Here is a 26,190-nt window from a genome sequence, read left to right on the forward strand (position 1 = left end):
GGGGAGTCCGCAGGACGGGGGCAGCGCCCCCATCCCGGCCCGAAGCGTCAGCCCAGTTCCGCCATCCGTGCGAGGGCGGCCTTCAGCTTGGCTTCCTCGTCCTTGCGCGCGGCCAGGTTGTCGCGGGCTTCCGCCACGATCTCCTCGGGGGCGCTTTCGGCGAACTTGGGGTTGTTCAGCCGACCTTCCAGCCCGCCGATCTCCTTGCCCAGCTTGGCCAGCGACTTTTCCAGCCGCTCCCGCTCCTGCGCCACGTCAATGACGTCGGCCAGCGGCAGACCAAAGGTCGCGCCCTCGGCCGCGATGGTCACCGTGCCCTTGGGGAAGGTTTCCACCCAGGTCAGGCTGTCGACCCGCGCCAGCCGCTTGATCAGCGGCTCGTTGCGCGCCCAGGCCCCCTGTTGCGGCTCGCCCCAGTCGCTGACGACCAGCGGAACGTGCAAGCCCGCGGGGACGTGCATCTGCGCCCGCACCGACCGGATGTCCTCGATCAGGCTGATCGCCCAGTTCATCTCGTGATCCGCCTCTGCGTCGATCAGATCGGCGCCATAGACCGGCCAGTCGGCGTGGATCAGCATCTTCGGCCGCGATCCGGTCGCCGACCACAGCTCTTCTGTGATGAAGGGCATGATCGGATGCAGCAGGATCATGCACTGATCCAGCACCCAGCCCATGACGCGCTGCGTCTCGGCGCGCTCAGCGGCGTCCTCGGCCAGCAGGGGCTTGGCGAATTCGACGTACCAGTCGCAGACCTTGCCCCAGACGAACCGGTAAAGCGCCGAGGCCGCGTCATCGAAACGATAGGCGGCCAGCGCCGCATCCACGGTTTCGCGCACCCGGGCGGTTTCCCCAAGGATCCAGCGGTTCACGGTGGCCACGGCCTCGGGCACATCCGACCCCGGAGCCCCGTGGTCATAGACGCCGTTCATCTCGGCAAAGCGGGTGGCGTTCCACAGCTTGGTGCCGAAGTTCCGATAGCCCGCGATCCGCTGCGCATCCAGCTTCAGCACCCCACCAAGCGAGGCCATCGCGGCATTGGCAAACCGCAGCGCATCGGCGCCGTATTCGTCGATGATCTCAAGCGGGTCGATGACATTGCCGACGGTCTTGGACATCTTCTTGCCCTTCGCGTCACGCACCAGCCCGTGCAGGTAGACGTCCGAGAACGGCTTCTGGTCGACCACGGCCAGCTGCATCATCATCATCCTCGCGACCCAGAAGAACAGGATGTCCTGCCCGGTCACCAGCACCGAGGTCGGGAAGTATTTCGCCAGCGCCTCGGTCTGGTCGGGCCAGCCAAGCGTGCCGATCGGCCAGAGCCCCGACGAGAACCAGGTGTCCAGAACGTCCTGATCGCGCCAGACCGGGTAGACCAGGTCGGTCGGGTTCTGCGTCGTGGTGTAGGTGGCAAGCGCCTGCGCCAGCGTTTCGCGCGCGGTGGCGCGGTCTGCGACCTCGACCACGCGGGCGTGGGACAGGGGCGTCGGCAGGTTGAACAGCACGTCGTCGAACTTGGCCTTCACCGTGTCGAAGTCATGCGCGCAATGCAGGTGTTCCTCGCCGCGCAGCAGGTGCTGGTCCGAAAGCAGGCGGGTGATTTCCACCATGTCGAGCGCGCCGTCGGCCTCGTCGTCATGGAAGCCTTCGCGCGCCAGGTCGAACCCGTACCAGACGGGGATCTGGTGCCCCCACCACAGCTGGCGCGAGATGCACCAGGGTTCGATGTTTTCCAGCCAATGATAATAGGTCTTCTCGCCGCTCTCGGGCATGATCCGCACATCGCCGTTTCTGACGGCATCCAACGCGGGGCCGACGATCTTTTCGGCATCCACGAACCACTGGTCCGTCAGCATCGGTTCGATCACGACCTTCGACCGGTCGCCGAAAGGCTGCATGATCGCCTTGGCCTCGACCAGGGGCACCTGCAGCGCCGCGCCTTCCGCGTCGGGTTTCAGCGCCGCCTTGCCCAGTCGCACGTCATCGGCGCGGGTGGTCACGGCCAGGCCTTCGGTGGTGATCTCTTCAACCACGCGGGCCCGCGCCTCCATCCGGTCGAGGCCGCGCAGGTGATCGGGCACCAGGTTCAGCGTGTCGACCTCGGCCTCGGTGAACGCGTCCCCGTTGGCGATCGCCTGCGCACGGGCGGCACAGGTGGCATAGTCGTCGCCGTCGTCGCGCATGTGCGCGGTCGTGTCCATCAGGCGATAGAGGGGGATGCCCCCGCGCTGCGCCACGCCATAGTCGTTGAAGTCATGCGCGCCGGTGATCTTCACTGCGCCCGAACCGAAATTCTTGTCCGGGTATTCGTCGGTGATGATCGGGATCAGGCGGCGGTGTTCCTTGGGCCCGACCGGGATTTCGCACAGCTTGCCGACGATCGGCGCATAGCGTTCGTCCGACGGATGCACCGCGACCGCGCCATCGCCCAGCATCGTCTCGGGCCGCGTCGTCGCGATCGAGATATAGTCGCGTGTCTCGCGCAGGGTGACGTTGCCGTCTTCGTCCTTCTCGACGTATTCATAGGTCTCGCCACCGGCCAGCGGGTACTTGAAGTGCCACATGTGCCCGGCGACTTCGACGTTTTCGACCTCAAGGTCCGAAATCGCGGTCTCAAAGTGCGGGTCCCAGTTCACCAGCCGCTTGCCGCGATAGATCAGCCCCTTGTCGAACATGTCGACAAAGACCTTGATGACGGCATCATGGAAATTCGCCGTCACCGTGTCGCGGTCCGGATCGCCCGCCGCGCCGCCCATGGTGAAGGCTTCGCGCGACCAGTCGGCCGAGGCGCCAAGGCGTTTCAGCTGGCCGATGATCGTGCCGCGCGTCTTCACCTTCTGCTGCCAGACGCGTTCGATAAAGGCTTCGCGGCCCATCTCGCGGCGCGAGGGTTCGCCGTTCGCGGCCATCTCGCGTTCAGTCACCAGTTGCGTCGCGATGCCCGCGTGGTCTGTCCCCGGCTGCCACAGCGTGTCGTAGCCCTGCATGCGTTTCCACCGGATCAGGATGTCCTGCAGCGTATTATTGAAGGCGTGCCCGACATGCAGCGATCCTGTCACGTTCGGCGGCGGGATCATGATCGAAAAGGCATCCGTGCGCGAGGCATTGGCGCCGGCCTTGAAGGCCCCGCTCTCTTCCCACGTCTTGTAGATGCGGTCTTCGGCCTCGGCCGCGTTGAAGGTCTTGTCCATCGCCATGATCGTCGCCTCTTGTTCGTCCGCGCCGGAATAGCCAATCCGGGCGGAGAGGGGAAGGCGCGAGTTCACAAGGAGAGGTAGGCGCAAGGCGGCCGAGGGCGAGGGTGCGCGCCATGATCGGTGTCGATCGCGACCCTACCGCCCCCGATCCAGCTTCTGCGACAGGTGGATCAGGCTTTCGGTCGACCGCACACCGCGCGCCATCACGATCTGGTCCAGCGCATCGTTGATCCGTTCGGTCGTATCCGCCGACATCTGCACCATCAGGTCGTAGCGCCCGGATGTCGTGTGCACGCTGTCCACCTCGCGCAGGGCGGTCAGCCGCTTGAGCACCTCTGGCTCACTGCGCGGTTCGATCCCCAGAAGCACCGTCGCCCGCACGCCCGGGCGCACCGATCCGCCAAGGCGCAGGGTGTAGCCCGCGATCACGCCGGTATCCTCCATCCGTTCGATCCGGGCCTGCACGGTCGATCGCGCCAGCCCCAGATCCCGCGCCAGATCGGCGACCGGACGACGGGCGTGGTCGGACAGGGCGGTCAGGATGCGGCGGTCGGTTTCGTCGATTTGCATTGGGCTACCGTCAATCTGCATGAAAACTCGGGTAGTATAGTCGATCTGCTTGGTGATTTCGACAGGTATCAGCGGCATTTTCAACGTCACTGCCACAGGAGATACCATGAAACACGCCCCCCTGACGACACCGCGCGACCACCTGATGACCCATACGCCCGACGCGCCGGTGCTGTTTTTCAGCCCCGAACGGCTGAATGCCTCGGCGCGCGCGTTTCTGACCGGCTTTCCCGGCCTGACCTCCTATGCGGTCAAGGCGAACCCCGACCGCAACGTGCTGGAAAACCTTGTCGCCGCCGGGATCACCACCTTCGATGTCGCTTCTCCGGCCGAGATGGAGGCCGTGCGCGCCGTGCATCCCGGGGCCGTGCTGCACTACAACAACCCCGTCCGCTCCGACGCCGAAATCGCGGCGGCCCGGGCCCATGGCATCGCCTCGGCCTCGGTCGACGACATCGCGGGGCTCGACGCCATCGCGCCGCTTGGCTGCGAAGTCGCCGTGCGGTTCAAGCTGCCGGTGAAGGGCGCGGCCTATGATTTCGGCGAGAAATTCGGCGCCACCCCAGATGAGGCCGAAGACCTGCTGCGCCGCGCCCATGCGCTTGGCCTGCCGCTGGCGATGACCTTCCACCCCGGCACGCAGTGCACCGATCCCGAAGCCTGGGTCGCCTATATCCATGAGGCCGCGCGCATCGCGGATCGCGCCGGTGTCCGGCTGGACCGGCTGAACGTGGGCGGCGGTTTCCCGGCGCATCGCACCGGCGTGGCCCCTGACCTGGACCGGATCTTCGCCCGCATCGCCGAAGCGACGTCCGAAGCCTTCGGGCCGGACGCCCCCGCGCTGGTCTGCGAACCCGGCCGCGCCATGGTGGCCGAGGCCTTCTGCCTGGCCACCCGCGTCAAGGCGCTGCGCCGGGGCGGGGCGATCGTGGTGAACGACGGTGTCTATGGCGGCCTGTCCGAACAGCGCGACATCGGCCCGACAGACCGCCTGACGATCCTGTCGTCCGACGGCGTGACGCGCCGCGGCGCCCCCGTGGCCCGCGTGGTCTACGGCCCGACCTGCGACTCGCTTGACCGGCTGCCGCATCCGGTGCCGCTGCCCGAGGATCTTTCGGTTGGCGATTACCTGATCTTCAGCGGCCTTGGCGCCTATTCGCTGTCGATCGCGACGCGGTTCAATGGCTACGGGCTTGATGCGCCCGTGGCGGTCGCAGCGTTCTAGGCAACGGCGGTTTCCCTCTTCCTGCCTCTGGACACCCGGGCGCACCCCGCTAGTGTCGCGAGGAAGAGAAGAGGGAGCCTTCCATGGAAAAGTTCGGCCGCAGCCAGTCCGTCACCCGCGTCGAAGATCAGCGTCTTCTGACCGGTCACGGCCGCTACGTCGATGATATCACGCCGGAAAATGCCCTGCATTTGTATGTTTTCCGGTCCTCGGTCGCCCATGCCAAGATCACGGACCTGGACCTGGACGACGCGCGCGCCCTGGACGGCGTGCTGCTGGTGGCCGGTGCGCAGGACCTGCATGATGCGGGCATCACCGGCGGGCTGGGCTGCGTGACGGTCAAGAACCGCGACGGATCGACCGCCGCCAACCCCAAGCATCCCATCCTCGCCGAAGACAAGGTGCTCTGGGTCGGTCAGCCCGTCGCCATGATCGTTGCCGAAACGCCCGAAGCGGCGAAGGACGCGGCGGATCTGATCGGCTTCGATTATGAGGAACTGCCCGCGCAGATGGCGCTGTCCAAGGGCGACATCGACCTGCACGCCGAAGCGCCGGGCAACCTGGCCATCGATTACCTGCTGGGCCGCGAGGCCGAAACCAAGGCCGCCTTCGATGCCGCCGCCCATGTCGTCCGGGCCGAAGTGGTGGACAACCGCGTCATGGTCGCCTCGCTTGAGCCGCGCGGCTGCTATGCCGAATGGCAGGGCGACCGCATCCACCTGGCGATGAACGGGCAGGGGGTCTGGGGGCCCAAGCGGGAACTGGCCCGGCTGATGGGGCTTGAGGAAGACAACGTCCGCGTCACCACGCCGGATGTGGGCGGCGGCTTCGGCATGAAGGCCAAGCTTTATCCCGAACATGTCATGGCCGCCTACGCCGCCCGGTTCCTGGACCGGCCCGTGCGCTGGATGTCCGACCGGACCGAAGCCATGCTGTCCGACAACGGCGCGCGCGACCTGACCCACGAGGTTGCCCTGGCCTTTGACGCCGATCACAAGATGCTTGGCTATCACGTGAAGACGAAATCCAACCTCGGCGCGTTCAATTCGAACTTCGGCCAGCTGATCCAGACCTATCTTTTCGGGCGCGTGCTGATGGGGGTCTACGATTGCCAGAACGCCCTGCTCGAGGTTGAAAGCTACTATACCAACACCACTCCGACCGATGCCTATCGCGGGGCTGGGCGGCCCGAGGCGATCTATTTGCTGGAACGCGCGATGGATTACGCCGCCCGTGACCTCGGCGTCGACGGGTGGGAGTTGCGGCGCAAGAACTTCATCAAGCCGCAAGACTTTCCGTATAAGACTGTCACGGACGAGCTTTACGATGTCGGTGATTTCAACCGCCTGCTCGACCGCGCGGCCGACCTGGCCGACCGCCCTGGCTTCGACGCCCGCCGGGCCGAGGCCGAGGCGCGCGGGCGTCTGCGCGGCATGGGGCTGTGCTATTACATCGAAAGCATCCTCGGCGATCCCTCGGAAGGGGCAAAGGTGGAATTTCTCAAGGACGGCACGGTCAACATCTACGTCGGGACCCAGTCCAACGGGCAGGGGCATGAAACCGTCTATGCCCGCTTCCTGTCCGATCAGTCCGGCATCCCGATGGAGGATATCCGCGTCATCCAGGGCGACAGTGACCTGATCGCCCAGGGCGGCGGCACCGGCGGGTCGCGGTCGGTGACCACGCAGTCCAACGCCACGCTGGCCGTGGTCGGCACGATGGTGGAAACCTTCACGGCCTTCCTTGCCGACAAGATGAAGGTCGCGCCCGAGGACGTGAGCTTTGATGACGAAAGCTTCCGCATCAAGGGCTCGAACGCCGCGCCGACCATGCAGGACGTGGCCGAGATGGCCCGCGACGACGGCCGCGAAGATCTGCTGATGCACGAGGCGCGCGCCCAGCTGCCCGGCCGGTCCTACCCGAACGGCGCCCATGTCGCCGAGGTCGAGGTCGATCCCGAAACCGGCGAGACCGAGGTGATCGCCTACACGGTCGTCGACGATTTCGGCAATCTTATCAATCCGATGCTGGCCGAAGGTCAGGTGCACGGCGGGGTCGCGCAGGGCCTGGGCCAGGCGCTGATCGAGAATGTGACCTATGACGAGGACGGTCAGCTTCTGACCGCCAGCTTCATGGATTACGCGATGCCGCGCGCCAGTTCGATGCCCTTCGTCGGCTTCACGACCGAACCCGTGCCCTCGACCGCCAACCCCATGGGCATGAAGGGCTGCGGAGAGGCCGGGACCGTTGGCTCCATGGCGGCCGTATCGAACGCGGTGATGGATGCACTGGCGAACCGGGGCGTGACGCGGGCCGACATGCCCTTCACGCCGCGCCGCGTCTGGGAGATGCTGGGTGATGTTCAACCGGCTGAGTGACGGCCTTCTTCGCGTTGTCCGCCCGCGCTGGCTGTTCCGCGCGCGGCGGAACGTGCCGGGCGTCCGGCGTGGGCCGGTCACCCATGTCATCATCCTTGACGGCACCATGTCCTCGATCGAGGAAGGCGAGGAAACCAATGCCGGCCTGATCTACAAGCTGCTCTCCGAGCTTACGGGCCCCGAAATCTCGGTCTACTACGAGGGCGGGGTGCAGTGGACCAGCTGGAAGAACACCCACGAGGTCATGATGGGGCGCGGCATCAATCGCCAGATCCGCCGCGCCTACGGATATCTCGCCTCGCGCTATCGCGCCGGTGACCGGATCTACTTTTTCGGCTATTCGCGCGGCGCCTATGCCGTGCGGTCCCTGGCCGGGGTGATCGACCGCGTCGGCCTGCTGAAGGCCGAACAGGCCACCGAACGCAACGTGCAGCTGGCCTATCGTCACTACCAGTCGGGCGGGCAGGGGCCTGCCGCCCACGCCTTCGCCCGCGAATTCTGTCACGACGCCGTGACGGTCGAAATGATCGGCGCCTTCGACACGGTCAAGTCGCTTGGCCTGCGCCTGCCGCTGCTGTGGAAACTGTCGGAACCCAACCATTCGTTCCACAACCACGCGCTGGCCCGTTGCGTGCGGGCCGGGTTCCATGCGCTGGCGCTGCAGGAAAACCGCGCGGTCTATCGCCCGGTGATGTGGGCCAGCGATCCGGATTGGTCGGGTCGGCTGGAACAGGTCTGGTTCGCGGGCACCCATGGCGACGTAGGCGGCCAGCTTGGCGGCTTCGAAGAGGCGCGGGGGCTGTCGAACCTGCCGCTGGTCTGGATGCTGTTGCAGGCCGAGCTGCGTGGCCTCCCGCTGCCCGAGGGCTGGCGCCGCCGGTTTCCGATGGACGCGGATGCGCCCTCTGTCGGGATGTGGCGCGGCTGGGGCAAGATGTTCCTGATCCGCGAACGCCGCGTGATGGGCGAGGACCCGTCGGAACGTATCCACGAAAGCGCCATTGCGCGCGGGCTTCAGTTCCCTCTCGGGGTCAAGCACCACAGCGCATAAGGGTCTGCACGGGCGGGGTGGTGCGTGCAAGCACGCACCCTACCGGTGTCTCAGGCGACGTTTTCCAGTTGCACCTGCGGCGTCACGCCAAGGGCGTGGCAAACGTCACGGGTCAGTTCGGGACGGTTCAGCGTGTAGAAATGCAGCTTGTCCACGCCTTCCCCCAGAAGATCGGTGCACATCTCGGTGCAGATCGCGGTTGCCAGCAGATCCTGCCGCCCGTCGCGCGCCGCCTTTTCAAAGGCGTCGTCCATCCAGGCGGGAATCGTCGTGCCGGTGTTCACGGCAAAGCGGCGGATGCCCTTCCAGTTCTCGATCGGCATGATGCCCGGCACGATCGGCTTGTCGATCCCGGCCTTCACGCAGGCGTCGCGGAAGCGCAGGAAATGCTCCTTGTCGAAGAAGAACTGCGTCAGGGCCTCGTCCGCACCGGCATCGAACTTGCGCTTCAGGTACTCGACGTCCGCGGTGGCCGTCGCGGCTTCGGGGTGCTTTTCGGGATAGGCGCCGACGCGGATGGTGAATTTTCCGGTATCCTTCAGCGCCGCGATCAGCTCGACCGAGCTTTCGAAGCCGCCGGGATGCACGGTGAACTTGCCCTCGTCCTTCGGCGGATCGCCCCGCAGCGCGACGATTTCGGTCACGCCTGCCTCGGCGAAAGTGTTGGCGATCTCAAGCGTTTCTTCCTTGGTCGCCTTCACGCAGGTCAGATGCGCCGCGACGTTCAGGCCGGAATTCTTGTGCAGCGTCGCCACCGCATCCCGGGTCAGGTCGCGGGTGGTGCCACCCGCCCCGTAGGTCACCGACACGAAGCGCGGCGCAAGAGGCGACAGGACCTGGACCGTGTCCCACAGGCGGAACGAGGCCTCGAGGTTTTGCGGCGGAAAGAACTCGAACGATACGGCAGGCACAGTCATGGGGATCCCCTTAGATTTCGATCCTTGTCGCAAAATCAGCTTTGTGAGACAAGCTCATAAAATTCACGAACATCATGAGGGCAACTCACATATGCATATCGAGTTCCGCCACCTCCGCACGATTAAGGCCATTCACGATGCGGGCGGCCTGCAGCGCGCGGCCGAGATGCTGCACATCACCCAGTCTGCCCTGTCGCATCAGATCAAGGGGCTTGAGGATCAGGCAGGGGTCGAGCTGTTCGTGCGCCGGTCGAAGCCGCTGAAATTGTCGGCCGCCGGGCAGCGGATGCTGCGCCTTGCCGAACGCATCCTGCCCGAGATCGATGCCCTGCAGGCCGAATTCGAGGCGCTGGAGGAAGGCAGTGCCGGGCGGCTGCATATCGCACTGGAATGCCACGCCTGCTACGACTGGCTTTTCCCCGTGCTGGAACAGTTCCGCCGCGCCTGGCCGCAGGTCGACATCGACATCCGCGCAGGCCGCGCCTTCGACGCCCTGGCCGCACTGCGCAAAGAGGAGGTCGATGTCGTGATCTCCTCGGATCCCGACGAGGGCGAGGCGCATTTTGCCCCGCTTTTCGACTATTCACCGGTGTTCATCGGCGCCGCCACCCATCCGCTGGCCGCCAAACCCTGGATCGAGGCCGAGGACCTGGCTGATCAGACCCTGCTGACCTATCCGGTCGAGCGGAACAGGCTGGACGTCTACAAGATGCTTCTGCAGCCCGCCGGGGTCGAACCCGCCGCGATCCGACAGGTCGAACTGACCCAGATGATCCTGATGCTGGTCGCCTCGGGCCGCGGCGTCGCGGTCCTGCCCGATTGGGTGATGACTAATCAGCGCCACATGGGCGATTTCGCCGTGCGCCGCCTGACCGAAACCGGCGCCACCCGCCGGATGTATGCCGCGTCCCGCGAAGACGACGCCGCCAAGCCTTACATGGCGCATTTCATCCGCCTGGCCCGGACCGAGGCCGTCAAGCTGCAACGCGCGTGACCGGCCCAAATGCAAACGGCGCCCCGTGGGGCGCCGTCGATCTTGGAAAGGGCCGGATCAGCGGGTGATGATCTCGGGGCCCATGACGCTTGTCGGCAGCCAGGTCGAGATCCAGGGCACGTAGGTCACCAGGATCAGGAAGGCGAAAAGCACCAGCAGGAAGGGCGCCGCCGCCTTGACCACGCGGACCATCGGCATGCCCGCCACGCCCGACGTCACGAAGAGGTTCAGGCCGACCGGCGGGGTGATCATGCCGATTTCCATGTTCACGACCATGATGATGCCCAGGTGGATCGGGTCGATCCCCAGTTCGATCGCGATCGGGAAAACCAGCGGCGCGACGATGACCAAGAGGCCCGAGGGCTCCATGAACTGACCGCCGATCAGCAGGATCACGTTGACCACCACCAGGAACATGACCGGACCGAACCCGGCGTTGAGCATGGCGTTGGCCACGGTCTGCGGCACCTGTTCATCCGTCAGGACGTGCTTGAGGATCAGCGCGTTGGCGATGATGAACATCAGCGTGACGGTCAGCTTGCCGGCCTCGAACAGGGTCTTCTGCGTGTCCCTGTGGAACCACGCCGTCAGCAGCGCATAGGGCTTCTTGTAGAGCGGCAGGTTCGGGGCGTCGCCTTCGGTGTGCAGCGGACCCATGTCACGATAGATGAACACGGCCGCGATGAAGGCATAGACGGACGCGACGGCGGCGGCTTCGGTCGGCGTGAAGATCGCGCCGGTGATGCCGGGGATGCCGTAGATCCCGACCATGATGATGACGATCAGCATGAGGCCCCAGAAGGCGTCCTTGAAGGCCAGCCAGATCTCTCCGAACCCCTTCCATTCGCCGGCGGGCATGTTCTTGATCCGCGCCATGACATAGATCGTCGCCATCAGCAGGAAGCCCGCCAGAAGGCCCGGGATCACACCGGCCAGGAACATCCGGCCGACCGAGACATCGGTCGCGGTCGCGTAGACGACCATCACGATGGACGGCGGGATCAGGATGCCAAGCGTGCCTGCGTTACAGATCACGCCTGCGGCGAAGTCCTTGGAATAGCCCGCCTGGGTCATGGCGCCGATCACGATCGACCCGATGGCCACCACGGTCGCCGGGGACGATCCCGAGAGTGCCGCGAAGATCATGCAGGCAAAGACACCCGCGATGGCGAGGCCCCCGCGCAGGTGGCCGACGCAGGCGATCGAGAAGCGGATGATCCGTTTCGCCACCCCGCCCGTCGACATGAAAGACGACGCCAGGATGAAGAAGGGGATGGCAAGCAGGGTGAAGTGGCCGACGAAGGCCTGCATCAGCGTCTGGGCAATCGACGCCAGCGAGGTGTCGGAATACCACAGAAGGAACAGGATCGAGGAGGTGCCGAGCGAGACGGCGATCGGCACGCCGATCAGCATCAGGCCGATGACCATCACGAAAAGGATAACAACGTCCATGTCTTACACCTCGCCGCGCTGCTGGCGGACTTCTTCGAGTTCGTCTTCCACCTCGTGGCTGGCCACGATGCGGTCGGTCTTGCCGGTCCAGATGTCGACACCCGCCATGATGAAGCGGAACAGCAAAAGCGCCATGGTGAAGGGCAGGATCATGTAGGGGATGAACCGCGGCATCTTCTCGTAGGCGTCGCCGTCGTTCATCAGCGGTTCGATCCAGCGCAGGATTTCAGGCATGGGGATGTCGTTGACTTCGTACCAGGCCTTGGGGCGGAACTTTTCCTCGAACCCCAGGGGGAACCAGCGGCCCTCGGTCTGGGGCAGGTTGGCAAAGTTGGCCCAGTAGTCCCAGGCGCCCTTGAGCAGAAGGAAGGCAAAGATGATGCAAACAGAGACCGAGATCAGGCCGCAGATGCGCCGCGCCCTGGCCGGCAGGATGTCGATCAGGGCGTCCACGCCAAGGTGCGCGCCCTTCTTCACCGCGTAGCAGGCCCCCAGAAGCGCCAGCCAGGCGAAAAGGAACACCGTCGCCTCGAGCGCCCAGAGAATGTTGGCGTTGAACGCGTAGCGTGCCACCACGTTGGCAAAGGTGATCAGGGTCATCAGCCCCAGGATCACCGCGATGGCTGTCTCTTCCAGCCTGTCGACGAAACTCGTGCCCTGCGTCTGCATGGCTCTCCCCTCTTCCCCAGCTGCCGTGACCGGCAGGTATCAAAAAGGGCGCGGAAGGTCGTCCCGCGCCCCCGATCTTACACCCGGCAGGGTATCACATCTGGTTGTTGATGGCCTGTGCCGCGTCGATGTTTTCCTGGCCGACGTCACCGACGAACTTGTCCCAGACGGGCTTCATCACGTCGACCCACTCCTGACGCTGTTCGGCGGTCAGTTCACGGATCTCGGCGCCGGTGTCCAGGATCGCCTGGCGGGCGGCCATGTCGACTTCGCCCACGGCGGCGTTCCGCTCGGTGGTCACTTCGGTCAGGATGGTCATGAACTGGTCGCGAACATCCGCGTCCAGGTTATCAAGCCAGTCAACCGAGGCCACGACGAGGTAGTCGATCACACCGTGGTTGGTTTCGGTCGTACCGTCCTGAACTTCAAAGAACTTCTGGCCGTAGATGTTGGACCAGGTGTTCTCCTGCCCGTCGACGACGCCCTGCTGCAGCGCACCGTACACTTCCGAGAAGGCCATTTTCTGCGGCGAACCGCCGATGGCTTCCATCTGGGCGACCAGCACGTCCGACGGCTGCACGCGGAACTTCAGGCCATTGGCGTCCGAGGGCACCAGCAGCGGCTTGTTGGCCGACATCTGCTTCATGCCGTTGTGCCAGTAGCCCAGGCCCTGCAGGCCGCGCTTCTGCATCGAATCCAGCATCGCCTGACCGGCGTCCGAGTTCTGGAAGGCGTCGACCGCGTTGATGTCCTTGAACATGAACGGCAGGTCGAACAGGCGGAACTGCTTGGTGAAGGTCTCGAACTTGGACAGCGACGGAGCGGCCAGCTGGACGTCGCCCTGCAGCATCGCTTCCAGAACCTGGTCATCGTTGTAGAGGGTCGAGTTCGGGTAGACCTCCATGCAGGCCTTGCCGTTCATCTCTTCGTTCACGCGGGATTCCAGCAGCGACGCGGCGATACCCTTGGGGTGCTTGTCGGTGTTGGTGACGTGGGCGAACTTGATGACGATTTCGCCGGCATCGCAGGCTGCGAAGGCAGCGTTCGCGGTGACGGAGAGGGCCAGCGCCGTTGCGGCAGTGGTCAGGAATTTCATGTCGGGTCTCCTCCCGGTTATGATCCGAATCGTGAGGTCATGCCTCTGGCGCTAGGTTTGACGGCAGGTCACATCCCGCTCAAGCGGATGTGTGGGTATGGCGCAGAGGCCGTTTTAATGGACTAAAATCAGGGGCTTGCGTCAGGCGCATTCGTGCCATGCGAATGCTGCATGGCAGCAATGTGCGGGGATCCACACAGGCGCCGGTCCGGTTTGTGCGGAAAACCGCACAGGTGTCAGCGAAAGTCCTCGGGCTTGAGCCCGTACTTGGTCAGCTTGTCGTAGAATGTCTTGCGCGGCAGCTTGAGCGATGCGGCGGCCGCCGTTGCCTGACCGTCGTGCCGCCGGAGCGCGGCCGCCAGCAGGGACCTTTCGACCTGCGCCATCTGTTCGCTCAGCCCCAGATCGCCGCCCGCGCGGTCGTCGGCCCCCCGCACGCCCAGCACGAAGCGCATGGCCTCGGACATCAGCGCACGCGCATTGCCCGGCCAGTCGCGCGCCATCAGCCCGGCGATGACCTCGGGCGTGATCTCGGGCGCCTTCAGCCCCGCCTGCTCGGCCGCCTGATCGACATACTGGCGGAACATGACGGCGATGTCTTCGGGCCGTTCGGCGATCGACGGGATGCGCACGCGCATGACATCGAGGCGATAGAAAAGATCGGGGTGAAAGGCGTGGTCGGTGACGGCCTGTTCCAGCTCTTCGGTGGTCCCGGCGATCAGGCGCGCATCCAGCCCGCGCTCCAGAAGGTCCGCAAGGGCGAACTGCGTCTCGCGCGGCAGGGCCGAAACCTCGTCGATGAACAGCGTGCCGGTGCGGGCCTCTTCGGTGGCGCGGGTCAGGCCGTCGGGGGTCAGGCCGGCGGCGGGGCGTTTGACAAAGGGCATCCGCGACCGTGGCGAGGACAGGTGGATGACTTCGGACACCTTGGAAATCATCGTGCCGGGCGCGCCGTTGACCAGCACCTCGGCCTCGGTCCGGGCCACCTGCCGGACGCGGTCGCGTAACCCGTCGCTGGCCTGGGACGATCCGAAGATCAGCCGCGACGCCGGATCGCCGGCCTCGAGCTGCGCCTTCAGGACGCGGTTTTCCAGCACCAGCTGCCGGGTCTTCAGGGCGCGTTCCAGGACCGCCACCATGTCGTCCGAGGCGCAGGGTTTTTCCAGGAAGCCAAAGGCCCCGCGGTCCATCGCATCGACGGCCATGGGAATGTCGCCTTCGCCGGTCAGCAGGATGACGGGCAGGTCGGGGTCCAGCGCATGGGCATGATCGAGAAGGAAAAACCCATCACGGCCGGGCATCCGGATGTCCGACAGGATCACCCCTTCGAAATCGGCCGAGATATGGTCCTTGGCCTCGATGAAGCTGCCGGTGATGACGGGGATCAGATCGGCAAGGTCCAGCGTCTGCGCCAGCGCCTCGCGCACGGCGGCGTCATCGTCGACGATCAGGACTTTCCGCGCCATGCCAGCCCCCGTTGATTGCCCCGTTACCTGGTCCCGGGCCTCAGAACGCTTCCGGCCGGGCCTCTCGTGCCATGTGATCGAGCACGGCGTTGACAAAGCGCGCCTCTTTCCCCTCGGGGAAGAAGGCGGCGGCCACGTCGACGTATTCCTTGATGACCACTTTGGGCGGCGTGTCGGTCTGCACCATTTCGGCCCCGGCGGCGCGGAACAGCGCCCGCAGCGTCGGGTCGATCCGGGCGATCGGCCACTTGGCAACCAGGGCGCGGTCGGTCATCTGGTCGATCTTCGCCTGGTAGTTCACCGCGTCCTTCATCGTGTGACGGAACAGGTCGATGTCGCCCTCGGCCATCTCGTCGCCCTCGTAGGTGGCGCCGAAGCGGTGATCCTCGAACTCCTGCATGACCTTCTCGACGGTCTGGCCCGAATGCTCCATCTGGAACAGCGCCTGAACCGCGTAAAGACGCGAGGCGCTTTTCATCTTGCGCCGCTGGTTGCCGGAAATCGGCAGCGGAGCCTGCGGCGTCGGGGTGTCGTCGGTCATGTCATCGGTCATCGCGGAGGCCCCAGTCAGGCGAGCTTGAATTCCTCGGTCGCGGGCTTGAAGCCGACCGACCCTTTCGGAGCGCCCCATTTGCGCGAAAGCGCCAGCAGATGCAAGGCCGCAGCGGCGGCACCGCCCCCCTTGTTCTGATCGTCCACGTTCGCGCGCACCTCGGCCTGTTTGCGGTTTTCGACCGTGAGGATGCCGTTGCCGATGCACAGGCCCTGAAGCCCCAGCATCGTGATCCCGCGCGAACTGTCGTTGCAGACGGTTTCGTAATGCGTGGTCTCGCCCCGGATCACGCAGCCAAGCGCGACGAAGGCATCATAGTTCGACATGCGCGCGGCCATCGAGATCGCCGTCGGCACCTCGAGCGCGCCGGGCACCTCGATCAGCTCGTGCGTGGCGCCCCAGGCCTCGATTTCCGCCTGCGCGCCCTGGATCAGGCTGTCGGCGATGTCGCGGTAGTAGGGGGCGACGACGATCAGGACCTTGGTCGGCTTGTCGACCGTGCCCCGTTCCATCACGTAGTGCTGTTCGTTGGCGGCCATGGCTCAGGCTCCCTTGATCTTGCGGGTGCCGACGATTTCCAGCCCGTAGGCGTCCAGACCCACCACGTTCGGGCGCGGAGAGTTCGTCAGCAGTTCCAGCTTGTGAATGCCGAGGGACGACAGGATCTGCGCCCCAAGACCATACTGCCGAAGCGTCTGTGGCGATACCTCGTTCTCGGCGGCGATCTTCATGGTCAGGTCACGCAGCAGCACGACGACGCCCCGGCCTTCTTCGGCCACGACCCGCATCGCGTCGCGGAACAGATCCGCCCGCGCTTCGCCGTTGATACCCACGACATCCTTCATCGGATCCATTGCATGCATCCGCACCAGAACCGGATCATCGCCTTCGACCTCGCCCTTGATCAGGACGATATGTTCCGCACCTTGGGTTTCATCCGTGTAAACGCGCAGCGTCCATTCGCCGCCGAATTCGGTGGTGACGGTTTCCTCGCGGCGCACGCGCACCAGGTTGTCGTGGCGGCGGCGGTACGAGATCAGGTCGGAAATCGTGCCGATCTTCAGGTTGTGCTTCTGCGCGAAGGCGATCAGCTCGGGCAGGCGCGACATGGTGCCGTCTTCGTTCATGATCTCGCAGATCACGCCCGAGGCGTTCAGCCCTGCCAGGCGGCTGACGTCCACGGCAGCCTCGGTATGGCCCGCGCGGACCAGAACGCCACCCTCACGCGCGCGCAGCGGGAAGACATGGCCGGGGGTCGCGATGTCCTGCGGACCCTTGCCCGCGTCGATCGCCACGGCCACGGTGCGGGCGCGGTCATGGGCGGAAATGCCCGTCGACACGCCTTCGCGTGCCTCGATCGAGACGGTGAAATTCGTTTCATGCCGGGACGAGTTCTGCGACGACATCAGCGGCAGGCCCAGCTGGTCGACCCGTTCACCGGTCATCGACAGGCAGATCAGGCCGCGGCCGTGGGTCGCCATGAAGTTGATCGCCTCGGGGGTCGCCATCTGCGCCGGGATCACCAGATCGCCTTCGTTCTCGCGGTCTTCATGATCGACCAGGATGAACATGCGCCCGTTGCGCGCGTCCTCGATGATCTCCTCGATCGAGCTGATCGCATCGGACCATTCGGTCTCGACCGGACCGGGCTTTTCAAAGGTGGTGCTGTCCATGGCGCTCTCCGTGTGTCCCTTTCCGCCAGATAAGGGGTGACGACGGGAAACGCCAGTCCGTCGCTGCGTCGCAGGGGCGCGGTTGCGCAGGGTGAGTGTGCGCGCAGGGACAGCATCGGTCCGCGGTCCGGCCCGGCGCAGCGTGGCTTTGCCGATTGGCAAAATGTTAGGGTAATTTTATTGCGCGGAAATATTTTCCGCGTTTAGATTGGTCCTACCGCCCGCAGGGGCGGCAATGGGAGGACTATCATGAACATATTGAAAACCGGCCTTTTGGCCGGACTTTGCACTGTTGCCACGACATTTGCGGCGCCATCGTTTGCCGACCAACTGCCCATGGGGGATGCGGAGGCCCTGGGTCTGAACCCCGCCCGGATTGCGCGTCTGGATGGCACACTCAAGGCGATGGTGGACAAGGGCATGATGCCCGGCGCCGTCGTGATGCTGATCCGGGACGGCCAGATTGCGCACCTGTCGGCCATGGGGAACCGTACCCCGGACGGGCCCGAGATGACCGAGGATTCGATCTTCCGGATCTATTCGATGACCAAGCCGATCGTCAGCGCCGCCGCGATGATGCTGGTCGAGGAAGGCCGCCTGGTGCTCAATGCCCCGGTTGCGACCTATATTCCCGAATTCGCCAAGCTGACCGTTGCGACCGGAGAGGTGGATGCAGACGGCAAGCCCGAAACCCGCCCCGCAACGCGGCCGATGACCGTCCAGGATCTGCTGCGCCACACCTCGGGGCTGACCTACGGCTTTTTCGGAACCGGCCCCGCGCGCGAGGCCTATAACGAGGCGGGCGTCGGCAATGCCGATCTGACGGGGCTGGAGCAGGCGAAACTCATCGCCACCCTGCCGTTGGAGCATGAACCCGGCACGACCTGGGAATATTCACGCTCGACCGACGTGCTGGGCGGCGTGATCGAAGCGGTGACCGGCCAGTCGCTGGGCGATGTCCTGAAGGCCCGGATCTTCGACCCGCTTGGCATGGAGGACACGGATTTCTACGTCGACGACGCGGCCAAGCACGACCGTATCGCCGAAGCCTTTACCGATCACGCCAAGATCGGCCCGTTCGACATGTTCGACCCGCGCACGCGCAAGCCATCGCAATCGGGCGGCGGCGGACTTGTGTCGACCGCACATGATTACGCGCTCTTCGCCCAGATGATGCTGAACGGAGGCGAGCTGAACGGCACCCGCCTGCTGGCGCCCAAGACGGTCCAGCTGATGACCGCCAATCACCTCGAAGGCATCGCGCCGGGCAAGTACTATCTTCCCGGCCCGGGCTATGGTTTCGGCCTCGGGTATGGTGTGCGGGTGGATGCAGGCGCGCCGTCCTTCGGCAGCGTCGGCGAATACTATTGGGGCGGCGCGGCCGGTACTTATTATGTCACCGACCCGCAAGAGGACTTCATCGCGCTGCTGATGATCCAGTCTCCGACGAACCGTGTGCCGGTGCGGCTGACCTTCAAGAACCTGATCTATCCGACGATCGAGGACAGCAAGATCGACTGATCCGACGGACAAAGTAGCAAGGGGCCGCGACCTGCGGGACGCGGCCCCGACCAACGCCCCTTGGCAACTCGGCCCCTCCGGTCTATACGCGCGACCTGATCCGAAGGAGCCATCCCATGCCGCTCAGTGCCAATCTCAACATCATGATGAAAGCCGCCCGCAAGGCCGGCCGGTCCCTCGTGAAGGATTTCCGCGAGGTCGAGAACCTTCAGGTGTCGATGAAGGGCGCGGGTGATTTCGTCTCGCGCGCGGATATCGCGGCCGAGGCGATCATCAAGGAACAGCTGATGGAGGCGCGCCCGTCCTACGGCTGGGTCGGCGAGGAAGGCGGCGAAGAGCAGGGGGCCGATCCGACCCGCCGCTGGATCGTCGATCCGCTGGATGGCACGACGAATTTCCTGCACGGCCTGCCGCACTGGGCCGTGTCGATCGCGCTGGAACACAAGGGCCAGGTGATTGCCGGTGTCGTCTACGATGCCGCCAAGGACGAGATGTTCTTTGCCGAGAAGGGCGAAGGCGCCTGGATGAACGAAAGCCGCATCCGCGTGTCGGGCCGGGGCCGGATGATCGAGTCGATCTTCGCCACCGGGCTGCCCTTCGGCGGCCGGTCTGATCTGCCCAAGACCCTGCAGGACCTTGCGCGCCTGATGCCCGCCTGCGCCGGTGTGCGGCGCTGGGGCTCGGCTGCGCTCGACCTCGCCTATGTGGCGGCCGGTCGCTATGACGGGTTCTGGGAACGTCGCCTGAATGCCTGGGACATGGCCGCCGGCCTGATCATCCTGCGCGAAGCGGGCGGCCTGGTCGATTCCATCGAACCGGGCGCGGACATCCTGTCCTCGGGCGAGGTGATCGGCGCGAACGAGGCGATCTTCGAGCAGTTTGCCAAGGTCATCCGCAACGACTGATCGCGCATCCCTGGCTGGGGGCAGGAGCCTCCGGCGGGAGTATTTTCAGCAAGATGAAGCCGTCAGAGCGGCATGTCCCGCCCAGGATGCCAGGGGAAGGGGCCCATCTTGGACGGATCAACCCCGTCGATCGCGGCAAGGTTGACCGCGAATTCATCCCGGCTGCGCCGCCGGTGATGGGTGTAGATGCCGCAGGTCTTGCAGAAATAGTGTTCGGCGGTCCGCGTGCCCCACTGGTAGCGTTGCAGGTCGTCTGCGCCTTTCACGATCCTCACGCCGCCCTGCGCCGCCGTCACGGTCACGGCACCCCGGCGGCGGCAGAAGGAACAGTTGCAGCGGCGCGCGCCTTCGACCCCGTTCGCCAGAATGACCGCCAGTTCGACGGCACCACAGTGACAGGTCAGGCGGACAGGCGCGCTCATCTGCGCCGCCGGACGGTCGGCACGTTGGACCGGGCGAACCTGTATTGCGCTTCGGGATGGTCGGGGTGGCCGTGGGTCCGGTTCCAAAAGGTCATGCCGCCCAGCCTGCGGAAGGTCGGCAAGGTCAGCACGAAGCCCACGATGAACCCGCCGGCATGCGCCCAGTAGGCGACACCGCCCGCGTTCAGGTCCGCGCCCAATCCGTTGACGAACTGCAGGCCGAACCAGATGCCCAGCATGACCCAGGCGGGCACCGGGAAAACTTTGAAGAATACGATGAAAATGAAAAGGATATCGACGCGCGCCTTGGGGAACAGCAGCAGGTATCCCCCCATGACGCCCGCGATCGCGCCCGAGGCGCCGACCATCGGCACCATCGACTGCGGTCCGGCCATGTACTGCGCCATGGCCGCGCCGATGCCCGACAGAAGGTAGAAGCCAAGGAACCCCGCGTGGCCCATCTTGTCTTCCATGTTGTCGCCGAAGATCCACAGAAACAGCATGTTGCCCGCGATATGCATCAGCCCGCCATGCAGGAACATCGAGGTCAGCACCGTGTGATAACCGTCACCGGCGGACAGGCGCGCCGGGATCAGCCCGTAGGCGCCGATGAAGGCGTTGAAGGCCTGGTCATCCGAAAACCGGGCATAGGATATGAACACCGCCACGTTCAGCGCGATCAGCGCCCAAGTGACATAGGGGGTCCGGCCGGACGGGTTGTGGTCGCGCAATGGAAACATGCGCGCAGGCTGGCCGCAGGCCGGGCAAAGGTCAAGCGGCCGCGTGCCGCCGGGAGGGGGCTTTTCCCCGTGCCGACAGGACGATAAGGTCGCCCGGATCCCCCGGGCCTGCGTGGTGGAATGGTAGACACAGGAGACTTAAAATCTCTAGGCCGAAAGGCCGTGCCGGTTCGAATCCGGCCGCAGGTACCACGGTTTCGGACGGTTTCGGCCCCGGACCGGATTTTTTCATCACGTTAAGCTGACTGAAAGCGTTCGTCGGCATGGTGTCCCCGGAACCACATGTCCGGAGGAATACCATGAAGTCACTTTGGCTGGCTGTACCTGTCGCCCTGACCGCCACGCTGTCGCAAGCCGATCAATATCGCGATGTGATGACCACCTATGCCCGCGACAACGTCATGTCCTGGGTGCAGGACCCGACCGTGATCAGCGCGATCCGCATGCAGAATATGCGCACGGGGCACCTGGCGCAGTCCGACATCGACGAACTTGATCGTCTCTGGCGGCAGGAGGTCGGGCAACCCACCCGTCCCACGGTTGATCCCGTCCTGAACAATGCCGCCGCCGATTTCCTGCGCGCCCGCGTCACGGCCTCGGACGGGGTCATGACCGAGGTGTTCGTGATGGACAGCCGCGGATTGAACGTCGCGGCCTCTGACGCGACTTCGGATTATTGGCAGGGCGACGAGGCGAAGTTCACCGAAAGCTTCGGCAAGGGCGCGGATGCGATCCACATCGGCGATATCGAATTCGACGAATCCTCGCAGATGTACCAGGGCCAGGTGTCCGTCTCAATCGCCGACCCAGAGACCGGAGCGGTGATCGGCGCCGTCACCATCGGGCTCAACGCTGAAATGCTGTTCTGACGATCTGCGCCGGGTCGCCCGGCGCAATCAATCAAGGGGAGTCTGCCGATGTCCGATCAATCACTGGGTCGCACCATCCTGCGCAATCTGCGCTCTACCTTCGCGATCGGTACCTTGCTGGTTGCGATGTGCATTCTGCTTGTCGGCGCGGTGAAGGAAACCCTGTCGCATAATCGTATGGTCGAACGGGGCGAGCAGAACATTGCCCACCTCGCCGAGATGAAAAGCCTGTTCATGACCAAGCAGATGGGCGGCATGGTCCGGTTCGGCAAGGCAGATCAGATCCGCGACACGTTGAACCTGATGGTCGGCACCTCGCGGGGGGCGGCGCTGGGCGGGATGGCGGTCGCGGCGGACGGTCGGGTGATCTATGAGACCGACTTTGGCCTGGAGGATGGCGCCGACGCCATGGCGCGCGATCTGGCACGACAGGCGATCGAACACGGCCGGAACGTCTCAAGCCCCAGTGGTTTCATGGTCGCGGCCCCCGTCCGGTTCGGCCAGACCGGAGAGATCGTGGGCGCGATCGTCACCAACTGGACGAACGACGTGCTGCTGACGGAACTGGCCGAGGATCGGGCGAAGGCGTTGTTGACGGCCTCGATCGTCTTGGTGACGGCGCTACTGGGCGCGGCAGTGTTCCTCTGGTTCTGGTTGGCACGTCCTTTGCGGTGCACCGAAGCCGCCATGAGAGAGATCGCGCATGGCGCTCTCGATACCGACATTCCCGCGTCACGCCGGGGCGATGAAATCGGCAGCATTGCCCGGTCCTTGATCGAATTCCGCGACAAGCTGCGAACGGCCCGCCAGGCGGAAGAGGAAAACGCGTTCCGCAGTGCCGCGGTCGAGGCCGCAGGCTCCGCGCTCATGCTGCTGGATACCGATCTGACCGTCCGCTACGTCAACCCGGCGTGGCAGGCCTTGTTGCCGGGGTTTGCCGATCGGGCAGGGCGGGACTGGGCGGCGTTCCGTCCGGATGACATTCTGGACAGTTGTGTCACCGAATTGCCCGGCCTGGCAGGGCTTGGCGCCGCACTTGAAACCGCCGATCTGCCGCATGACGTGGAAAACAGGTGGGGCAAGCACCGTCTGCGGATCCGCATCCAGGGCGTGGCAGGCGCAGATGGTGCGGTGATCGGCTATGTCATGGAATTCGCGGATGTTTCCGACGCGACCCTGAACGCCGCCGTTCTAGGGGCCATCGCAGAGAAACAGCTGCGGCTGGATATCGGCGAAAACGGTCACGTCGAAGAGGCCAACGATGCCGTCCAGCGTATCACGGGGATGGACGTCGCGGCGCTTGGCCGGATGAAGGGCACAGATGTCATCACTTCCGTCGACAAAACTCAGGCCGAGCGGGAAGAAATTCGGCGCCTGGTCTACTCGGGCTCGATCATCGCCGGGCGCTTTGCGCTGCCCGGCGGCGGCGAGCGGCGACCGATCGCCGAAGGCACGCTGACCCCGATTGTCGGTCGTGGAGGCGACGTGCAGCGCGTGGTCTTCATCGGTGCGGATGTCACGGACCGTCACTATGCCGGGATCGCGGCGGACGAAGCCCGTGAAGCGATGGCGAAGGAGCAGGCAAATGTTGTCACGGCGCTCAAGAACGCGCTTGGCCGATTGGCCCAGGGTGACCTGACCATCACGATCTCTGATCCGTTCAGCAAGGACTACGATCAGCTCCGCCTGAACTTCAATCAGGCTGTGCGTGCCCTGCACGAAGCTATGGCCGCCGTTGTCAGCAATGCAGAATCCATCCGCAACGAGGCCGGCGAGATCACCAATGCGGCTGACGATCTGGCGCGCCGCACCGAACGGCAGGCGGCCACGCTGGAAGAAACCGCCGCCGCGCTGGACGAGTTGACGGCTTCGGTGAAATCAGCTGCCGAAGGTGCGGACGATGCAAGCACGATCGCCTCGACCGCGCTGGAGCAAGCGGAAACCGGCGGCAGCGTGGCACGTCGCGCCGTCGACGCGATGGATGCCATCAAGGCTTCCAGCAAGGAGATTTCCAAGATCACCAGTGTGATTGACGACATCGCCTTCCAGACCAATCTTCTGGCCCTCAATGCCGGTGTCGAAGCCGCCCGCGCGGGAGAGGCCGGGCGCGGCTTTGCCGTCGTCGCGACCGAGGTCCGGGCCTTGGCGCAACGCTCCTCGGACGCAGCGCGAGAGATCAACGACCTGATCTCTGCTTCGGGGCAGCAGGTTGGCTCAGGCGTCCAGCTGGTCAATGAAACCGGTGAGGCGCTGTCGCATATTGTCGGCGCTGTGTCCGACATCTCGGGACGGGTGAAGGCCATCGCGAGCTCTGCGCGGGAACAATCGTCCGGCCTGAACGAGATTAACCTGGCGATGACCGATCTCGACCAGGTGACTCAGCAGAACGCGGCCATGTTCGAGGAAACTACGGCGGCCAGCCACGCCCTGACAACCGAAGCGGCCTCGCTGGTCAACGCCTCCGAACGGTTCCAGTTGGGCGGGGCGGGGCAGTCGCCCAAACCCACCAACCTGCCGCGTCAGGCACCAGAGGATCGCGAGCCTGTTCAGCAGGTTGCCGCGAATGGACCCCGTTCAGGTTCCACCCAAAGAACCAAGGGATGGGAGGAGTTTTGACCGAGGCTGAAGGCCGCGTCCGCGAAGGCGTCGACGTTGGGTCATTGCGTGGCCGTTGAGAACTAACCGCACCGGCACCGCTAACCTTTGTGGCATGCCCCAACGTCCCGCATGCGGCAGCAAACGAAAACGCGCCGCAGGATCCTGCGGCGCGTTTCGACGTTCAGGCCCGGGTGCCCGCGTAGCGTGCTTTCCAGTCTTCGACGTCCTCGTCCGTCAGCTTCCGGAACAGGTTGTCCGGCACTACCATCGCGCCACCGCCCGGCACTGCCGACAGGGCGGTCGCGACATCTTCGGGCCAGGTCGCAGGCGCGTCCGGCAGGACCCCTGCCATCGCCTCGGCGGCATCCGGGATAAAGGGAGAGGACAGGGCGGCGTAGAATGGGATGAGGTTGAGTGAGAACCGCACAATCGCCGCCGCACGTTCGGGATCTTCCTTGAACGCGGCCCAGGGCGCGGCTTCCTGCAGGTATTCATTGCCGGCGACCCAGATCGCCCGCAGTTCCTGCGCGGCCTTGCGCACTTCAACGGCCTCCATCTGTGCCTGGTAGGCCGAAAGGCGGTTCGTCAGGTCGGCGATCAGGGCCTCTTCCGGTGCGCCATAGCTGCCGCCTTCGGGGACCACCTCGCCGAATTTTGACCGGCAGAACTTGGTCACACGGCTGACGAAATTGCCCAGCACGTCCGACAGGTCCTTGTTGACCGAGGCCTGGAAGTTTTCCCACGTGAATTCGCTGTCCGAGGATTCCGGAGCATGGCTGAGCAGCCACCACCGCCAGTAGTCGGCAGGCAGGATCTCAAGCGCCTGGTCCATGAACACACCGCGTCCGCGCGAGGTCGAGAATTGGCCGCCTTCATAGTTCAGGTAATTGAAAGATTTGATGAAATCGACCAACTTCCACGGCTCGCCCGATCCTAGGATCGTGGCCGGGAACCCGAGCGTGTGGAAGGGCACGTTGTCCTTGCCCATGAACTGGGTGTAGGTCACGTCCCCGGCGCCCTTGTCGGTGCGCCACCAGCGTTCCCAATCCGCGCCCTTGCCGGCATCGACCCATTCCTGCGAACAGGCGATGTATTCGATCGGCGCGTCGAACCAGACGTAGAAGACCTTGCCCTCCATGCCCGGCCAGTCCTGGTCGCCCTTCCTGACCGGGATCCCCCAGTCGAGGTCACGCGTGATGCCGCGATCCTGCAGGCCGTCACCGTCATTCAACCATTTCTTCGCGATCGAGGTCGTCAGCACCGGCCAGCCATCGCGGGTGTCAATCCATTCCTCAAGCTGCGCCTTCATCGCGGATTGCCGCAGGTACAGATGCTTGGTCTCACGCATCTCGAGATCGGTGGCCCCGGAAATCGTCGAATGCGGGTTGATCAGATCCACGGGATCCAGCTGCTTGGTGCAATTGTCGCACTGGTCACCCCGCGCACTGTCGAAGCCGCAGTTGGGGCAGGTCCCTTCGATGTAGCGGTCCGGCAGGAACCGGCCGTCCGCATGGGAAAACATCTGCGTTTCAGAGACTTCGCGGATATACCCGGCCTCGGCCAGACGCCCTGCGAAATGCTGGGTCAGTGCGTGGTTGCGCGGGCCCGAAGATCGTCCGAAGTGATCGAACGACAATCGGAACCCCTCGGCGATGCGGGCCTGGACCTCGTGCATTTCGGCGCAATAGTCGGCGACCGGCTGCCCGGCCTTGGCGGCGGCGAGCTCGGCGGGCGTGCCGTGTTCGTCCGTGGCACAGAGAAACAGGACTTCATTCCCGCGCGCGCGCTGGTAGCGGGCGAACAGGTCCGCCGGCAGCTGCGACCCGACGAGGTTCCCAAGATGCTTGATCCCGTTGATATAGGGGATCGCCGAAGTGATGAGATGCCGTGCCATGTC

At 64.8% G+C, this 26,190-nt stretch carries 21 protein-coding genes and 1 tRNA gene; 9 read left to right on the forward strand and 13 right to left on the reverse strand.

All coding sequences use genetic code 11. The features are described 5' to 3' along the window. Positions 1-47: 47 nt before the first annotated feature. Together E4S58_RS04290 and E4S58_RS04295 are read right to left on the reverse strand one after the other, a co-directional pair. Positions 48-3,194, reverse strand: a complete 3,147-nt coding sequence (locus E4S58_RS04290) for a valine--tRNA ligase (RefSeq protein WP_136635831.1) — start codon at positions 3,192-3,194, stop codon at positions 48-50. A gap of 135 nt (positions 3,195-3,329) precedes the next feature. After that, on the reverse strand, positions 3,330-3,764 hold the full coding sequence (locus tag E4S58_RS04295) for an Lrp/AsnC family transcriptional regulator (RefSeq protein WP_136635059.1): 435 nt from the start codon (positions 3,762-3,764) through the stop codon (positions 3,330-3,332). A gap of 106 nt (positions 3,765-3,870) precedes the next feature. On the opposite strand from E4S58_RS04295, the gene E4S58_RS04300 reads away from it, so the two are divergent. The 3 genes from E4S58_RS04300 (at position 3,871) to E4S58_RS04310 (ending at position 8,418) form a co-directional block, all read left to right on the forward strand. After that, on the forward strand, positions 3,871-4,989 hold the full coding sequence (locus E4S58_RS04300) for a type III PLP-dependent enzyme (RefSeq protein ID WP_136635060.1): 1,119 nt from the start codon (positions 3,871-3,873) through the stop codon (positions 4,987-4,989). Between the two features lie 83 nt (positions 4,990-5,072). After that, entirely contained in the window at positions 5,073-7,367 is a 2,295-nt protein-coding gene (locus tag E4S58_RS04305) for a xanthine dehydrogenase family protein molybdopterin-binding subunit (RefSeq protein ID WP_136635061.1), read from the forward strand. Next, a complete protein-coding gene (locus E4S58_RS04310; RefSeq protein ID WP_136635062.1) occupies positions 7,348-8,418 on the forward strand; it encodes a DUF2235 domain-containing protein in 1,071 nt (356 codons plus the stop codon). The genes E4S58_RS04305 and E4S58_RS04310 overlap by 20 nt, the downstream gene beginning before the upstream one ends. Positions 8,419-8,468: 50 nt before the next feature. Here E4S58_RS04310 and metF read toward each other — a convergent pair whose 3' ends face one another. Continuing rightward, positions 8,469-9,335 carry a methylenetetrahydrofolate reductase [NAD(P)H] gene (gene metF / locus E4S58_RS04315; protein WP_136635063.1) on the reverse strand — a complete coding sequence of 289 codons (867 nt, stop codon included), beginning with the start codon at positions 9,333-9,335 and terminating at the stop codon, positions 8,469-8,471. A 91-nt stretch (positions 9,336-9,426) separates the two neighbouring features. Here metF and E4S58_RS04320 point away from each other — a divergent pair, with 91 nt between their 5' ends. Continuing rightward, entirely contained in the window at positions 9,427-10,329 is a 903-nt protein-coding gene (locus E4S58_RS04320; protein ID WP_136635064.1) for a LysR family transcriptional regulator, read from the forward strand. A 57-nt stretch (positions 10,330-10,386) separates the two neighbouring features. Here the strand turns inward: E4S58_RS04320 and E4S58_RS04325 are convergent, their stop codons facing one another. From E4S58_RS04325 to ribB, 7 genes are all read right to left on the reverse strand, one after another. Continuing rightward, positions 10,387-11,781 (reverse strand): TRAP transporter large permease, encoded by a 1,395-nt coding sequence (locus E4S58_RS04325; RefSeq protein WP_136635065.1) that lies wholly within the window; start codon positions 11,779-11,781, stop codon positions 10,387-10,389. 3 nt (positions 11,782-11,784) lie between these two features. Then, the gene (locus E4S58_RS04330; RefSeq protein ID WP_136635066.1) at positions 11,785-12,450 is read right to left on the reverse strand and encodes a TRAP transporter small permease; all 666 of its coding nucleotides are present in this window, start codon (positions 12,448-12,450) and stop codon (positions 11,785-11,787) included. A gap of 94 nt (positions 12,451-12,544) precedes the next feature. Beyond that, on the reverse strand, positions 12,545-13,546 hold the full coding sequence (locus E4S58_RS04335) for a DctP family TRAP transporter solute-binding subunit (protein WP_136635067.1): 1,002 nt from the start codon (positions 13,544-13,546) through the stop codon (positions 12,545-12,547). 236 nt (positions 13,547-13,782) lie between these two features. Beyond that, entirely contained in the window at positions 13,783-15,012 is a 1,230-nt protein-coding gene (locus E4S58_RS04340) for a sigma-54-dependent transcriptional regulator (RefSeq protein ID WP_136635068.1), read from the reverse strand. A gap of 40 nt (positions 15,013-15,052) precedes the next feature. Then, positions 15,053-15,553 carry a transcription antitermination factor NusB gene (gene nusB / locus E4S58_RS04345; RefSeq protein WP_136635069.1) on the reverse strand — a complete coding sequence of 167 codons (501 nt, stop codon included), beginning with the start codon at positions 15,551-15,553 and terminating at the stop codon, positions 15,053-15,055. 26 nt (positions 15,554-15,579) lie between these two features. After that, entirely contained in the window at positions 15,580-16,104 is a 525-nt protein-coding gene (locus tag E4S58_RS04350) for a 6,7-dimethyl-8-ribityllumazine synthase (protein WP_136635070.1), read from the reverse strand. Positions 16,105-16,107: 3 nt separating this feature from the next. Further along, complete coding sequence (ribB, locus tag E4S58_RS04355) at positions 16,108-17,238, reverse strand: 3,4-dihydroxy-2-butanone-4-phosphate synthase (RefSeq protein WP_136635071.1); 1,131 nt, start codon at positions 17,236-17,238, stop codon at positions 16,108-16,110. 249 nt (positions 17,239-17,487) lie between these two features. Between ribB and E4S58_RS04360 the strand changes: the two genes are divergently transcribed. Both E4S58_RS04360 and E4S58_RS04365 read left to right on the forward strand, forming a co-directional pair. Continuing rightward, complete coding sequence (locus tag E4S58_RS04360) at positions 17,488-18,759, forward strand: serine hydrolase domain-containing protein (protein WP_136635072.1); 1,272 nt, start codon at positions 17,488-17,490, stop codon at positions 18,757-18,759. Between the two features lie 116 nt (positions 18,760-18,875). Then, entirely contained in the window at positions 18,876-19,664 is a 789-nt protein-coding gene (locus E4S58_RS04365) for an inositol monophosphatase family protein (protein WP_136635073.1), read from the forward strand. 62 nt (positions 19,665-19,726) lie between these two features. Here the strand turns inward: E4S58_RS04365 and E4S58_RS04370 are convergent, their stop codons facing one another. Then, positions 19,727-20,086 carry a GFA family protein gene (locus tag E4S58_RS04370; protein ID WP_136635074.1) on the reverse strand — a complete coding sequence of 120 codons (360 nt, stop codon included), beginning with the start codon at positions 20,084-20,086 and terminating at the stop codon, positions 19,727-19,729. Beyond that, on the reverse strand, positions 20,083-20,826 hold the full coding sequence (locus E4S58_RS04375) for a rhomboid family intramembrane serine protease (protein ID WP_136635075.1): 744 nt from the start codon (positions 20,824-20,826) through the stop codon (positions 20,083-20,085). Before E4S58_RS04375 ends, E4S58_RS04370 begins: the two co-directional genes overlap by 4 nt. A 106-nt stretch (positions 20,827-20,932) precedes the next feature. On the opposite strand from E4S58_RS04375, the gene E4S58_RS04380 reads away from it, so the two are divergent. From E4S58_RS04380 to E4S58_RS04390, 3 genes are all read left to right on the forward strand, one after another. Continuing rightward, positions 20,933-21,018, forward strand: a tRNA-Leu gene (locus E4S58_RS04380). Between the two features lie 107 nt (positions 21,019-21,125). Beyond that, positions 21,126-21,695 carry a hypothetical protein gene (locus E4S58_RS04385; protein ID WP_136635076.1) on the forward strand — a complete coding sequence of 190 codons (570 nt, stop codon included), beginning with the start codon at positions 21,126-21,128 and terminating at the stop codon, positions 21,693-21,695. A 48-nt stretch (positions 21,696-21,743) separates the two neighbouring features. Further along, a complete protein-coding gene (locus E4S58_RS04390; protein ID WP_136635077.1) occupies positions 21,744-24,311 on the forward strand; it encodes a methyl-accepting chemotaxis protein in 2,568 nt (855 codons plus the stop codon). 163 nt (positions 24,312-24,474) lie between these two features. On the opposite strand, the gene metG is transcribed toward E4S58_RS04390, so the two are convergent. Next, positions 24,475-26,187, reverse strand: a complete 1,713-nt coding sequence (gene metG, locus E4S58_RS04395) for a methionine--tRNA ligase (protein WP_136635078.1) — start codon at positions 26,185-26,187, stop codon at positions 24,475-24,477. Between the last annotated feature and the right edge of the window lie 3 nt (positions 26,188-26,190).

Source organism: Pseudooceanicola onchidii, assembly GCF_004959925.1.
Classification (GTDB): Bacteria; Pseudomonadota; Alphaproteobacteria; order Rhodobacterales; family Rhodobacteraceae; genus Pseudooceanicola; species Pseudooceanicola onchidii.

Excerpts from the sequence above, each read along its gene's own strand:
- E4S58_RS04290 (WP_136635831.1), bottom strand. The coding sequence starts at position 3,194 with ATGGCGATGGACAAGACCTTCAACGCGGCCGAGGCCGAAGACCGCATC.
- E4S58_RS04295 (WP_136635059.1), bottom strand. The coding sequence starts at position 3,764 with ATGCAAATCGACGAAACCGACCGCCGCATCCTGACCGCCCTGTCCGAC.
- E4S58_RS04300 (WP_136635060.1), top strand. The coding sequence starts at position 3,871 with ATGAAACACGCCCCCCTGACGACACCGCGCGACCACCTGATGACCCAT.
- E4S58_RS04305 (WP_136635061.1), top strand. The coding sequence starts at position 5,073 with ATGGAAAAGTTCGGCCGCAGCCAGTCCGTCACCCGCGTCGAAGATCAG.
- E4S58_RS04310 (WP_136635062.1), top strand. The coding sequence starts at position 7,348 with ATGTTCAACCGGCTGAGTGACGGCCTTCTTCGCGTTGTCCGCCCGCGC.
- metF (WP_136635063.1), bottom strand. The coding sequence starts at position 9,335 with ATGACTGTGCCTGCCGTATCGTTCGAGTTCTTTCCGCCGCAAAACCTC.
- E4S58_RS04320 (WP_136635064.1), top strand. The coding sequence starts at position 9,427 with ATGCATATCGAGTTCCGCCACCTCCGCACGATTAAGGCCATTCACGAT.
- E4S58_RS04325 (WP_136635065.1), bottom strand. The coding sequence starts at position 11,781 with ATGGACGTTGTTATCCTTTTCGTGATGGTCATCGGCCTGATGCTGATC.
- E4S58_RS04330 (WP_136635066.1), bottom strand. The coding sequence starts at position 12,450 with ATGCAGACGCAGGGCACGAGTTTCGTCGACAGGCTGGAAGAGACAGCC.
- E4S58_RS04335 (WP_136635067.1), bottom strand. The coding sequence starts at position 13,546 with ATGAAATTCCTGACCACTGCCGCAACGGCGCTGGCCCTCTCCGTCACC.
- E4S58_RS04340 (WP_136635068.1), bottom strand. The coding sequence starts at position 15,012 with ATGGCGCGGAAAGTCCTGATCGTCGACGATGACGCCGCCGTGCGCGAG.
- nusB (WP_136635069.1), bottom strand. The coding sequence starts at position 15,553 with ATGACCGACGACACCCCGACGCCGCAGGCTCCGCTGCCGATTTCCGGC.
- E4S58_RS04350 (WP_136635070.1), bottom strand. The coding sequence starts at position 16,104 with ATGGCCGCCAACGAACAGCACTACGTGATGGAACGGGGCACGGTCGAC.
- ribB (WP_136635071.1), bottom strand. The coding sequence starts at position 17,238 with ATGGACAGCACCACCTTTGAAAAGCCCGGTCCGGTCGAGACCGAATGG.
- E4S58_RS04360 (WP_136635072.1), top strand. The coding sequence starts at position 17,488 with ATGAACATATTGAAAACCGGCCTTTTGGCCGGACTTTGCACTGTTGCC.
- E4S58_RS04365 (WP_136635073.1), top strand. The coding sequence starts at position 18,876 with ATGCCGCTCAGTGCCAATCTCAACATCATGATGAAAGCCGCCCGCAAG.
- E4S58_RS04370 (WP_136635074.1), bottom strand. The coding sequence starts at position 20,086 with ATGAGCGCGCCTGTCCGCCTGACCTGTCACTGTGGTGCCGTCGAACTG.
- E4S58_RS04375 (WP_136635075.1), bottom strand. The coding sequence starts at position 20,826 with ATGTTTCCATTGCGCGACCACAACCCGTCCGGCCGGACCCCCTATGTC.
- E4S58_RS04385 (WP_136635076.1), top strand. The coding sequence starts at position 21,126 with ATGAAGTCACTTTGGCTGGCTGTACCTGTCGCCCTGACCGCCACGCTG.
- E4S58_RS04390 (WP_136635077.1), top strand. The coding sequence starts at position 21,744 with ATGTCCGATCAATCACTGGGTCGCACCATCCTGCGCAATCTGCGCTCT.
- metG (WP_136635078.1), bottom strand. The coding sequence starts at position 26,187 with ATGGCACGGCATCTCATCACTTCGGCGATCCCCTATATCAACGGGATC.